This window comes from Alteromonas sp. IB21, from assembly GCF_016405965.1.
In the GTDB taxonomy this organism is placed as follows: domain Bacteria; phylum Pseudomonadota; class Gammaproteobacteria; order Enterobacterales; family Alteromonadaceae; genus Alteromonas.
The window spans coordinates 90,837-104,886 of the sequence record NZ_JAEFCD010000011.1 but is presented as its reverse complement, the minus strand read 5'-3'; the positions used below and the strand labels follow the sequence as shown (position 1 = coordinate 104,886).

At 45.3% G+C, this 14,050-nt stretch carries 5 protein-coding genes; 3 read left to right on the top strand and 2 right to left on the bottom strand.

Annotated elements, in window-relative coordinates; all coding sequences use genetic code 11:
• Positions 1 to 80 precede the first annotated feature (80 nt).
• Positions 81 to 3,032 (bottom strand): TonB-dependent receptor, encoded by a 2,952-nt coding sequence (locus JC525_RS09680; RefSeq protein ID WP_233095094.1) that lies wholly within the window; start codon positions 3,030 to 3,032, stop codon positions 81 to 83.
• A 616-nt stretch (positions 3,033 to 3,648) separates the two neighbouring features.
• On the opposite strand from JC525_RS09680, the gene JC525_RS09675 reads away from it, so the two are divergent.
• From JC525_RS09675 to JC525_RS09665, 3 genes are all read left to right on the top strand, one after another.
• On the top strand, positions 3,649 to 6,330 hold the full coding sequence (locus JC525_RS09675) for a family 16 glycosylhydrolase (protein WP_198815648.1): 2,682 nt from the start codon (positions 3,649 to 3,651) through the stop codon (positions 6,328 to 6,330).
• A gap of 63 nt (positions 6,331 to 6,393) precedes the next feature.
• Positions 6,394 to 9,342 carry a TonB-dependent receptor gene (locus JC525_RS09670; RefSeq protein WP_198815647.1) on the top strand — a complete coding sequence of 983 codons (2,949 nt, stop codon included), beginning with the start codon at positions 6,394 to 6,396 and terminating at the stop codon, positions 9,340 to 9,342.
• 138 nt (positions 9,343 to 9,480) lie between these two features.
• Entirely contained in the window at positions 9,481 to 11,364 is a 1,884-nt protein-coding gene (locus JC525_RS09665; RefSeq protein WP_198815646.1) for a GGDEF domain-containing protein, read from the top strand.
• A 123-nt stretch (positions 11,365 to 11,487) separates the two neighbouring features.
• Here JC525_RS09665 and JC525_RS09660 read toward each other — a convergent pair whose 3' ends face one another.
• Positions 11,488 to 14,040: a glycoside hydrolase family 3 protein gene (locus tag JC525_RS09660; protein WP_198815645.1), complete on the bottom strand. Its 2,553-nt coding sequence runs from the start codon at positions 14,038 to 14,040 to the stop codon at positions 11,488 to 11,490.
• Positions 14,041 to 14,050 lie beyond the last annotated feature (10 nt).

Sequence of the window (14,050 nt, the reverse complement as noted above, 5' to 3'; positions counted from 1 at the left end):
CTACTCTATTTATAACGCAGATAAAAATAGAGCGTTACGGCATAAGCTACAACGCTCTTTAAGTTACAACTTAGTAATACTTAGAAGCTGTAACGGACACCAACATTGTAGCGAGGCTCAACATCGTAGATACCCATAAGCATATTCGGGTGTCTGCCATGCGCTCTTTGATATTCGCCGGTTACGTTAATACCTTCAACAAAGAGTTCAAGGTTCTCATTAACGTTATAACGCACGTTAACATCAATTTGATCGTATGCTTCTACGTAAGTCGGGTTACGTTCACCGTTTCCGTCAACCGTTCCTGATAGGAACTTATCACGCCAGTTCCACGCAACACGCACTTCCCACTCATCTTTTTCATAGAAAAGTACGGCGTTAGCTGTATCGCTTAGACCAAGGAGAACGAACTGGTTTTGTACCCCTTCACCTTTGTTTGTGTTGTAGTTATCGTAAGTAACATCACCGTCTACCGTTGTATAGTTGACGATAACACCAAAGCCAGTTTCACCGAATATGTGCTGAACCGCCATCTCAAAGCCGTCTACGGAACGAGAGGTATCAGAGTTAACTGCCTGAGTTACCGTAATAGGTAGCAACGGATCTTCACCAGGTATACCTTGTACAGGGTCACCAAAGTTTGCTCGCAAATACTCGAGTACTGCACCAGCATCGTCTGTTCCTAGTGCTGCAACAGCTTCATCGTAACGCGGTCCACCAAATGGTGTAGGCAAATCGAAAATCGTATCTACAAAGGTGTCTGAACCTATGAAGTTATCTACTGTTTTATCGAAATAACCGATAGACACGTAACTTCCTTCACCATAGTAATACTCTGTAGAGAAGTCGATATTCGTTGATTCAAATGGCAATAGATTTGGGTTACCCGCATTACCTGTACCGCCGTTAAAACGTGCAAGTTGGTTTACGGTTAAGCCACCTTGTATATCTCCGTATCCAGGACGGGTGATGGTTTCACTGTAAGATGCTCTTACGTACCAGTCTTCACTCATCTCCATCTTGAAATCAAGTGATGGCAAGAAGTGGTCATATCCACCGTTAAGTGTCGTAAACGTTTCGCCGTCAATGACTGCATTGAACTCGTTTGCTCCTGACCATTGAATAGTCGTGAATTGAGGAACAAGAGCCGTAGATTCTACGTCAGTGTCTTCGTAGCGCAGACCGGCACTTACCCACACTGGCTTACCTGCTAACTCAAACTCCATGTTTGCTTGCAAGTAAGCAGCAATTTGAGTTTCAGTAACACGGCGATCTACTTGATAATTTGGGTCCATACACAGACGCGTACCACATGGACTGATAGTTTCACCATTTGCTGCCGCTATAGCGCTTATCGCTCCAATCAAGTCCTGCATATTTGATGAATAATAGAATGGCTCTAAATCAGCACCATTACTACCTAGCACGTCATCGAAGCGACTCGGAAGGTCTTCTTGCATGAAGATATCATCTGGATAATCATCAGCCGTTCCATAACCACCCCATGTATCGCGCTGTGCAACTGAGTAAGCAGAACGGTTTTTCGACTCCATCGCTGTAATACCAAAATCAATACTCGTGATTGTTCCTTCGTCGAAGAAGTAATTACCACGGAATTGAACTTGGTCAATTTCAGACTTCATGTAGCTATTTCTGAATGACGTACCTGATGTAGACATGCGAGCAGGATCTAACCCGTTCACGCCATCTGCGTAAGTAATGTCCATGACAGGGAAGTCTTGTGAGTAGTCAACTTCAGTCAATACGCGGTCAAAAGACACTGCACTAACTACATTATCAGTACCTAAGTCATTAGAAGGGCCTGCCTCAGCAGTAGATGAATGGACATCTAACTCCAACGTAAGACTGTCTGTTGCAACCCATTCAACATTAAAACCAAGTGATTTGTTTTCGTTATAGGTTGAAGTATCTGAAGTACCTAAGCCAACGTCACAGCATGTAGAATCAGCGTAAATTACTGGGCCCATTACAGAGCCTTCTGAATTCGTGCCAGGAGTATATTCACCGTAAGCAGGAAGACCATTGAACCAAGTAGAAAGTTGCTGTCTCTGTGTTTGAACTTCCAACTCAGAGTAGGTGTAATCTAATGATGTAGTAATTCTGTCGTTAGGCGCATATTGGAGTGTCAATTGGCCATTTGTTCTTGTTCTGCTGAATTCATCAAAGTTATACGCTAGATTACGAGGTGTTGAATAAACATCATTCGGGCCTGGTATATTGGTAAATGAACCATCGCGAGGCAGCGAGCCCCAGTCTCCGCCGTCACCTTTAATAGTATACCAACCATTACCCGTTTCGGCGCTTGCCTGGCCGCCATCACGTTCCTGATAAGAACCGATAATCTGAATACCAAACTTATCGTCGTTGAACGTTTCACTGTAAATACCCGACACGAGTGGCGTGATAGAACTACCGGTCTCAGTTGAACCGTCCATCATACCTTTTGCCGTGATAGTGGCCTTTCTTCCAGGATTTGCCAATGGTTTTGCAGTAACCAGGTTAACCGTAGAACCGATTCCACCTGTAGGCTGAGATGCAAGACTCGTTTTATACACTTCTACCGCAGAAACACCCTCAGACGCCAAGTTCGCAAAGTCGTATGAACGTGACGATGATGCAGAAGTAGCAGCAATGTTAGCCGCAGGCATTTGACGACCGTTTAACGTGACCAAGTTATAGTCTGGACCAAAACCACGTACTGTGATTCGACTACCTTCTCCTTGAGAGCGATCAATCGAAACACCAGTAATTCGCTGCAGTGATTCTGCTAGGTTAGTATCAGGAAACTTACCAATATCTTCGGCAGAAATTGCGTCAACTACGCCTGATGCTGCTTTTTTTGTCAGCATGGCCTTCGTCAAACTTTCTCTAATACCGCTTACCTCAATAACCTCAAAGTTTCCGGCTTCGATTTCATTATCGCTTTCCTGCGCTTGTACTGGAGACGTAATGAGTGCTCCCAATACTAATGACATGCTTGATGCCAAACGTGTTTTCTTAAATGTAGTCATGTGTATCCCAGCATTACTGTTTAATGGATGTAGGAAAAGGCAAGCTATAGAAACGTTACCCTCTTCCCCCATTTTTAATTCGATACTTTATTCCGGCACTTAAATTCAGCGCCCTATGTAAGCGCTTACAAAAGAGTGCGGAATATTTGAAAGCGCTTACATACAACAATACGATCAGGATGAATGTAATGCAAGTGTTTAATAACTGTTAAATAAAAAACATGCTCCTACATTACTTAACAACACAGATGTAAAACACGCGTGGTTAGACACTCTTGACGGCTATACAGATTGAAATAAACATTGATCTCTCTATTCTCATTAAAAATCTGTTAACTACAAAAAATGACTGCCTTTGCTGTTTTGCAGCCCAAGAAATATCGATTACACCGCCGCTTTCGCCTTACTTTTAGAGGCAATGTATTAGACCAATTATTTAACAATATAAGGCTCAAAACCAAGCTAGATGCATTGACCTTTGATTGCCGTTGAATTAATGTTAGCAAAATGTAAGCGCTTACAAAACTCTAAAACAAAAATGTAAGCGCTTCCAAAAAGCTAAATGTGGCTTTTGCCACAACATAAAAACCCAAAATCTTTGACCAAGGCTGAAATAATGAATAAAAAATTCACTCAACTATCGCAGGTAGCTGCTGCGATATCAGTCACAACCCTAGTTGGCTGTGGTGGTGGAGCAGAAACCTCTACCAATATCACAGCTGTGGACGCGTCTGTTCCAGTCAGTGACTGGCAGCTTGTTTGGAGTGACGAATTTGACGGTACTAGTATCGATGACGATAACTGGACCCATGAAGTAGATTGTAACGGTGGAGGTAATAACGAAGCACAATGTTATACCGACAGTGAAGGCAACGCCTTTGTTTCAGAAGGCAGTTTAAAAATTGTTGCGCTTCCAGCAGAAGAAGGTGCCCCAAAACCTTACACATCAGCCCGTCTTAATACACGTTACAAAGCCGACTTTAAATACGGACGTATTGAAATGCGTGCAAAAATGCCAGAAGGCCAAGGTAGCTGGCCAGCATTTTGGATGATGCCAACGGATGAAGTTTACGGCGGTTGGCCACGCTCTGGCGAGATAGACATTGTTGAAGCAGTCAACCTAAAAGCAGCCAACGCTGAAGGTAATCCAGAAAATCATATCTATGGCACCCTTCACTACGGTCAAGAATGGCCAAATAACGATAGCTCTGGCCAAGCCTATTCATTACCAGATGGTGCAAACCCTGCCGATGACTTTCATACCTACGCCATTGAATGGCAGGAAGGAGAAATTCGCTGGTACATGGATGGATATTTGTACGCTACGCAGCGACGTTCTGAGGTGCGTTACAATGCCAGTGGTGAAGCCTCTGGCCTATCCCATCGTGGCTGGTACGCTGAGTACTATGAACAAGGTACTGGCGAGCTAACAACGCACTGGGATAATGCGCCATTCGACCAAGAGTTTTATCTGATTCTAAACTTTGCGGTAGGTGGCGATTGGCCAGCCAATGTAAATGAAACCGGTATTGATGCTGAAGCATTCGCAGAAGGTCAAACCTTCGAAGTAGATTATGTACGCGTTTATGAATGTGCGTCAGACCCAGATACTGGAAAAGGCTGTGAAACTGTACGCCCTGGATACGATTCATTAGACGATGCACTCGTGGAAGGCGCTGCGCCAGTACCTACTCCGCCTTCGACCGGCATTCCTCAAAATCTAACGATTTTTGACGGTGCGCCGAACCCTAATTGGCCAGCATGGGATTGCTGTGGTGGCACTACACCTGAACTTGTAGAAGATTCAGAGCAGGGACAAGTTTACGAGTTTACTATTAACGAAGCGCCAACGGTAATGGGCTTTATAAGCCGCAGTCAGTTTATAACTGACCCAGAAGGTGAAGCTTCGCCATTCGACGCCTCACCAATCGAAGAGACGGGCAGCGTTAAATTTGACCTCAAAGTGACGTCACTCCCAAACAATGCAACCACAAACTGGCTGTTTAAAGTAGAAAGTTCAGAAGGTTCGACCTTTGCCGAGCTGCCTTTGATGGACGGCTACGTAGGCCCAGCAGACACGGCCGGCGCGACACCAGAACAAGGTGTGTGGGAGTCTTATGAATTTCCATTGAGCACGCTAGCACAAGCCGGCCTTGATACCAGCGCCATTGACGTCATTATGGTTTTCCCGGCATGGGATACAGGTAACGGTGCCGTGTATCGCATGGCGAACGTAGAAATTTCTCAGGAAGGTGGCGTTAGCTACCCTGAGTTAGTTATCTTCGAGGACGGTCAAAACCCTAACTGGCCTATGTGGGATTGCTGTGGTGGCTCTACGCCCACTGAAGAAATGGATGATGAAGCGCATGGCCTAACTGCAGAGTTCCGCATTGGTGCAGAGCCAACGGTAATGGGCTTCATTACTCGCTCTGAATCTGGCGGTGGCGATACCCCATTTGATGCCACAGCGCTAACAGACGGTGGTTTACTACAGTTTGAAATGCGCGTGTTGAGTGCTCCAAACAATCCAGATTCAACATGGCTTTTTAAAGTGGAGTCAAACGGTGCATCAACCGCGGTAGAACTTCCTCTAGCGGATAGCGTTGAAGGCCAAGCCCCTGTTGAAGGTGAGTGGCAAACATACACTTTCCCTATTTCAGATTTACAAGCCCGTGGTTTAGACGTAAGCGCGATTGACGTCATTATGGTATTCCCTGCTTGGAGCACTGGTGAAGGGGCAGTCTATCGCCTAGACAACGTGAAAATTTTCCACCCTGATAACGGCGCAGAAGCACCTTCTGGCGGCCTCACTCTATTTGCAGATACGGCTGCTGATAAATGGCGCATTTGGGATTGCTGTGGCGGTTCAACACCCACTGAAGAAGTAGACGATGCAGAGCACGGCACTGTAGCTGAATTCCGCATCGGCGCAACGCCAACAGTAATGGGTATTATTGCTGATGACGGTCATTCGTACGACGCATCTGCGCTACTAACAAACGGCGCAGTTCGCTTTGAAATGAAAGTAAGCTCAATGCCAAACGATGCTTCTGCCCCTTGGTTATTCAAGATTGAATCTATCAATGTGTCGTCGGCGGTTGAGCTACCGATTTCAGCAAGCCTTGAAGGTGTAGATCCTGTTGAAGGCGAATGGCAAACCTATACGTTCCCGCTTCAAACCCTGTACGATGCGGGCTTAGACATCAGCGCCATCAACGTCATTATGATGTTCCCGGCATGGGGTTCAGGTGAAGGCGCAGTATACCGCATTGATAATGCAGAAATAGCCGCACAATAACAAAGCCACCGCCGCTCGAAAACGGGTGGCGGTGTTTTATTGATAAGAATCAGTAGGGCAATTATGAAAAACACATCTTTTAAAAAGACCCAGCTTGCCACATCAATGGCGTTGTTGATGGGCTCCACACTCGCACTACCTACTTACGCGCAAGACGCTGAGACAGCGACACCAGCAGAAGGCGAAGTAGAAGTTATTCAGGTTAGCGGTATTCGCGGCAGTATGATCCGCTCTATGGACTTAAAGCGCAGTTCAAGCGGTGTGGTTGACGCTATATCAGCAGAAGAACTGGGTAAATTTCCTGATACTAACCTCGCTGAAGCATTGCAGCGCATTACGGGTGTAACTATCAGCCGAAACAACGGTGAAGGCAGCCAAATTACCGTGCGAGGTTTTGGCCCAGAGTTCAACTTGGTAACCCTTAACGGACGCCAAATGCCAGGCACAGGTTTTACCCGCTCTTTCGACCTTGCCAACCTTTCATCTGAAGGCGTTAACACGCTAGAGCTTCAGAAAACGGCCCGCGCAGAAAACCCAAGCGGCGGTTTGGGTGCAACGGTAAATATTATCACTATGAAGCCACTGGCACAGTCAGGCCAGAATGCGACTATTTCGGTTAAGGGCATTTACGATACGTCTAACGAAGCGGGTGATGACGTAACGCCAGAGGTTGCAGGCGTTTATACAAATACGTTTGCAGATGACATGTTCGGATTCGGCGTATCTTTCTCACACCAAGAGCGTGACTTCCAGCAGCAGTCAGCAAATATTCAAGGATGGGTACTGCAAGAAAACGACGACCTGCCTCAAAACATAGACCCAAGCAATGTTGTTGATAACCGCACTAACATTACTAATGCGGCCTTCTTTCCAAAAGACATGAACTACAGCATCAACGATGTACAGCGTGAGCGTCAAAACGGCCAAGTAACCTTCCAGTTCCGTCCAGTTGACGAATTTACTGCAACAATAGACTATACCGCCTCTCGTGCCACCACAGGTGTAAACACTGTAGGTTGGGGTATTTGGAATAACTTTGATGCAAATATCAATGCCTACGAACTCGATGAAAACGGCACTGCCGTTTATGCTGATATCAGCGGCGATGACGGTTCGTTTACAGCAAGTCGAAACACAACTCGCGTTGATGCTCGCTCATTGGGTGTAAACCTAGATTGGATGGTAAATGACGACTGGCATCTACGTCTCGACTATCACGACTCGTACAACAAAACTGACAACGGTTATGATGAAGGGCTAGGTAGCGCCGGACAAATTATTTTGGGTTCAAATCAGCTGGATTCAAAAGTTTATGACTATCGCGAAGGTGAGATCCCACAAGTCTACGTTAACTGGAACAACGGCACTAACGAAATCATGCCGGGCGAGATTGACTCTAACTTCAGCCAGTTTATCTATTCACCGGGCCGCTCTGACATCGAGCAGCTGCAGCTTGACGGCACCTGGTACAACTCTGCGTGGGACATCCCGCTAGTTAAAATTGATTTTGGTGTTGCACGTACTGAGCAGTCGCTGACTGGCTTTACTGCATGGAGTGGGTTGCGCGGTGGCCCTGGCTTCAGCCCGTCGTTTACAGAAATATTCCCTGACAGCATGTTCGTTCGTAACGATACGTCGGGCTTTTTAGATGCCTTTGATGGTGGTGGCGCGGGCATGAACCCTGGCTATTACTACACTTTTGACTTCGATGAAGCGATTGCTCGTCAGCTTCAATTCATCACTGCTGACGTGGTGGGTGAGAGCAACGCGTATTCCATCGACCCGTATTTCAGCGGCGATCCTTCAGTAAGCAACGTAGAAGAAACAACAGATTCAATCTATGTGCAAACTGAGTGGGACTTTGAAGTTAGCGATTACTATGTACAGGTTAATGCAGGTCTTCGCTACGAAGAAACCGAGGTACCTAGCACCGCGGAAGTTCGCGTTCCTATCCAAGTAAACTGGGTTGCAGAAGGTGAATGGATTACCGTATTCCAAGAGGGTTTTGAAGAGCAAGACTTCACCGGTAAGTACGACGTGCTTCTGCCTATGTTCGACGTAAAAGTCGATGTAACAGACGATATTGTTGCCCGTTTCTCTTGGGGCAAATCAATTACCCGTGCACCTATCGGCTTTTTACAAGGCGGACGTTCATTTAGCGGAAGCCCTAAAATTGGCTCGAGGGTAGTATCTGAAGGCAGTACCGACCTTAAACCTTATGAGTCAACTAACTTAGACCTATCTTTCGAATGGTACTATGACGAAGCAAGCTATGCGTCAGTAGGCCTATTCAGAAAGTCAGTGAAGAACTATATCGATACTCAAGGTAGGCTTGAAACCTTTGACGGCCTTAACGATATTTACCAAGGCCCAAGATGGCAAGAAGCTGTTTCTGCGCTTCAGGCAGAAGGCATTCAAGCTACCAACAGTAATATTTACGACTACTTCAGAGAAGCAGGCTACGCTGATGCAGACGGCGTTGTCGAGCCTAATTCAGATGACCCGCTTATCGAGTGGAATGTGGTTAAGCCGCGTAACCTTGATGATTCTAAAACGGTAGAAGGTATCGAATTTGCCGTTCAGCATACCTTTGGCGAAACTGGCTTTGGTTTTGGCGCAAACGCGACGCTGGTGGATGGTGACGTAGAATACGACCCTTATAACCTAGAACAGCAGAACCCGCTAGTGGGAATTAGTGATTCAGCTAACGTCCAAGTGTTTTACGAGAAAGAAGGCCTGTCGGTAAAAGTAACCTATGCATGGCGTTCAGACTATGTTGTTGGTATTGGTCAAGCACAAGGCTCAGCTGATAACCCTGCCACCCAGTTCGACACCTTTGGTCAGGTTGATGCCAGCATCAATTACGATGTCAATGAGCACCTAACCGTGTTCTTAGAAGGTATCAACATTAATGACGAAACTGAACGTGGTTACGGCCGCTTTGAAGAGCAGTTTTTATTTGCTCGCCAATATGGACCTCGCTACACGCTTGGCGCTAGATATAGCTTCTAAGTTTAATAAGCACTTACGATAAGGGCCTGTTTAAGGCCCTTTTCTAATTCCAGCCCGCTAAAATCATCAAACATTTCTGCCATTTTTTGGTAACCTCACTTCATAAGCTCAGGTATGAGTAGTAGAAGAAGAAAACAAGTGAAGTATAAGAAGTGTATTAGCGCGCTAGTGCTATTTTTGATGGGAATTAATTCTACTTTTGCGATTAGCGGTGATAAATATTTCCAAGCATATTCCCAAATTATAAGCAGCAAACCCGAAAGTAAAGAAGCGTTGATGTCATTAGTTTCTGACTCTGAAAGCTTATCTGCGCCGTCACCTGTTGCATCCGTTTATATCGCTTTACTGCACTCAATCATTGACCATCCAACTGGGTTTGAAAAATACCACCTTGCTCCATCACATCATCTTAAAGAAGTAAAAAATACCCATCCCTCTTTGTACTACCGGCATAAAATTCTGTCAGCCTATAACTTGGCTATACAAGAAAAGTGGCGTTTAGCTCACGGCGAAATTGACAAAATCATCGCGTTTGCTCGTAACAAAGACAAAGAACTTTATTTTGATGCCCTTGCCACAAAATCAACCTTTCTTGCTCGTATGGGCTTAATAAGAGCATCGCTAAATGCAAGTGCGAAAATTATAGAAAAACTCCCATCACTATCTGAAAAACAATTTTTTGGAGATGGTGCAATCGAAAACATGGAGCTTCAGATAGGGCTGAGTATGTCTTACCTAGGCGAAGATAAACGCGCGTTAGAACTGTGTTCACGAGCAGAAGCATTTTTTCGTAATAGACCCAAGGCAAGTCCCCACAGGTATTACCAAATTGCACTTGATTGCCAACGAAGAAGTTTTGAAAATTCAGGTCGCATAGACGAAGCATTGAATACGCTTGAACGGTACATCGATTACGCAACATCAATTGAAGATTGGGATACTTATACCTATGGTCTTGTTTCAAAAATTGAGTATTTTTATACCTTAGAAAAAGTTAACGCGGCGCACGCATTAATTAAAAAAACCGAGGACTTTATATCCACACTACCTGACTCATACGATACTAACACCTATCAAATTTCTCGATTTAAAGCGCTAGTAGAACAACGCGAGTTAGAAACAGCTAAAGCACTGATGGATAATATTATCGACAGCCTAAGCACCGATTACAGCTCATCAGACTTGCTCTGGGCGCAGTTTAAATCTATTCAGTCTTCTTTCTTTGAGCAGTCAGGAAACAAAGAAGCGGCAATATCAGCACTGCGCGACAGCAAAGACTTTTATCAGTCCCTTTATTACCAGACGGACGATCGAGAGGAAGTGTTTAGCGACTACTATGAAAGTGCCCTTGCTGAGCGAAAATTGCAACTTTTAGAGAAGCAGCATGAATTAGCAGGTGTGGAACTCGCAAACAGCAACAGAACAAATTTAATTCTGAGTGTTGGGGCGCTGGTTTTAGTGGTGCTTCTAGCCCTCGTAACTTATCTATACATTGTTCAAAGAAGGCTGAAAAGAGAACAAGAAACACTTGCAACCGTAGATACACTGACAGGCGTTCGTAACAGAAGAAGTTTACTCGGCGCTGTACAGTTAGAGATTAGCCAAGCAAAAGCCTATCAAAATAATTTATCTTTAGCGTTGATTGACTTAGATAACTTTAAAGCCATCAACGACAACTACGGCCATGAATGCGGAGACGATTTACTTAAAGCGTTTTGCGAGCATGTATCTAACTCCATTAGAAAAACAGATACTTTTGGACGCTATGGCGGAGAAGAGTTCATTTTATGCCTTCCAAAAACCTCAGCTTCCGAAGCTAAAAAAGTTGTAGATTCAATCCTTGATAGCTATCGACAATTGCGTATTTCTACTGAGATCAGTGAACAAACCTTTTCCGCTGGCATCGCTGAATATCAAAAAGGTATTGAAACATCGGCACTAATCAATCAATGTGACGATGCACTATACGTAGCTAAACGATTCGGTAGGAATAGAGTTTGTATTTTTAGCGACGATGATTAAAGAGCATTTAATATTGAGGGTTCAATAGAAGTAGGTGTGTGGATTTAGTTGTTTACAAACAAAAACGTCGCCAAGGCTTTTGCCACGGCGACGCTCTTTAAGGTCTAGAGATAGAGCTTTAACTTACTCTTGGCAGCTTATAGTCGCTGATTCTGCTGCACTTGGCGTAAACTGAATATCTGCCACACTCAAGCTTGCTTTACCCGCACTACCTAATTCAAACGGTACAACAAGACCGGTGAAGTCAATACCTTCGTCAACAAAGCACTGTAGGTCAATACTCACATTCGTCCAGGTATCAACAGGCATTGCTTTAAGCTGTTCACTGATATCAAGTTGTGTTGAGCAACTTCCTTGCGCGTCGCCCTCGCCTTCACAGTTCATCCCCACAGTTACAGGCTGCGTGATATCTGAATGACGGCTTACATTGAAGCTAAGCGCACCTTGCGTGAGTAATTGCGCACTCAAATCCTCGCGGAAAAAGCTCTTACTTGCAAAGCGCATCGCCGCGAACTCAGAGCCATCGAATGTAACTTTACGGGCGTCTTCTTGAACAACTTTGTCGACTGTGCGGTACGTTAATGCTCCTACAGTATGCGTGCTTGCACTCACCGTTAACGATTCATCACCCGAATACAACCACAACACCCATGGAGACTGAACGGCACCGTTTAAAATTTCCATTGCCTCGTTGTTATCAGTGCTTACTTTAATTTCAGCATTTAGCGAATCGCTTAATACGTTTTCGGCATCAAAGGTTAGTCCAAATCCATAGGGTAGCAATGGTTCGTAGTTCTCATCGCCCTTATTCACGATTTGCTGAGGTTCCGACGGCCAAGAGAAAGAAAGCTTACCTTTGAAATCCTGCTTACCAAACAGTACATCTGCCACCGCTGCACCTTCAGAGCCCGGAAGCCAAGCCGCAACAAACGCATCTGAAGCATTAAGCTCAGCATTTACCCACATTGGACGACCACTGATAAACACCGATACTACAGGAATGCCTTGGGATTTCAGTTTTTCAAGCAGTGCTAAGTCTTTTTTGCTGCCGTGTTGATAAATTAAGGTTTCTCTATCACCATGGCCTTCAGCATAAGGTTCTTCACCAAAAACAACTATCGCCACGTCGGGTTTGGTTTCAAAGCTACCGTCAACCGAAAGCTTTACGTCACCGCCTGCACTCTCTACATGCGCCTTAATACCATCATAAATTGAGCTGCCACCGGGGAAGTCATCATTCGTATTATTCGTGCCTTGCCACGTAATGCTCCAACCACCTGATTGCTTGCCGATATTGTCGGCGCCATCACCTGCTACCAATATGCGTTTAGTCGCAGAAAGCGGCAGAGTTTTATCTTTATTTTTCAATAACACTAGCGACTCACGAACCGCTTGAGCGGCCACTTCACGGTGCTCAGCTTTACCAATTAATGACCGGTCGGCCGATAGCGGACGATTTGCCGGACTTGGCTTATCAAATAGGCCTGCTCGAACTTTGACGCGAAGAATTCGGCGAACCGCATCGTCAATACGCGACATTGCAATAGTGCCATCTTTCACCTGTGCAAGGGTATTATCGTATAGTACCTTCCAGTCACTAGGCACCATAAAAATATCCAAGCCGGCGTTAATGGCTTGAGCGCAATCTTCGTTGTTACACCCTTTCACCTGCCCATGACCGTTCCAATCGCCGACTACGAATCCGTCGAAACCCATTTGCTCTTTAAGTACGTCAGTTAATAAGTATTTATGGCCGTGAAGCTTTTCACCATTCCAGCTGTTAAATGACGCCATAACCGACTGCGCACCCGCCGTTAGGCCACCCACATAACCTTGCGCGTGAATATCGAACAAGTCTTGCTCACTGGCAATATTGTCGCCTTGGTCATCACCACCAACGGTGCCACCGTCACCCACAAAATGTTTCACCGTGCTGATAACACGCTGGTCGCTTAAAAAGTCTTTGTCTGCAGCGCCCTGAAGGCCTTTTACAACAGAAGCTGCATATTCCCTAACAATGGCAGGGTCTTCAGAGTAACTCTCATAAGTGCGGCCCCAGCGGTCGTCACGTACAACAGCAACCGTTGGTGCAAATACCCAATCAATGCCTGTCGCCATCACTTCTTTTGCTGTGATATGAGCAATTTTCTCTACTAGCTCAGGGTTGTTTGCTGCACCTAAACCTATGTTGTGAGGAAATAAAGTCGCACCAATAACATTGTTATGACCATGAACCGCATCCGTTCCCCACATCGTCGGAATAGTCGAGCCATCAAGGCTGTCATCCACCGAGGCTTGGTATAGCTTTTCGGCAAGCGCTACCCAGTCTTCAGGTGTCGCATGCTTGTCGTTATTTGGGAATGCGCCACCACCGTTTAGGTAAGAACCAAATCCGTACTTACGCATATCCTCGACGGTTATATTGCGAATTTCAGGCTGGATCATCTGTGCAATTTTTTGTTCAAGTGTCATGGTAGAAAGAATGTCTGAAACTTTGCTTTCTACCGCTGGGTCACTCTTCACCTCGATATTTAGCGCAGGCCAAATTTCACTGGCTTTATTCGGTTTATCATCGGCACTGTTAACTAAAGAAGCGTTATTTTCGGTTGTACAAGCACTAACTAAAACACTAACCAGTGCACCTGTAACAACTTTTGCGATTAGACTTTTTCGCATTATTAATCCT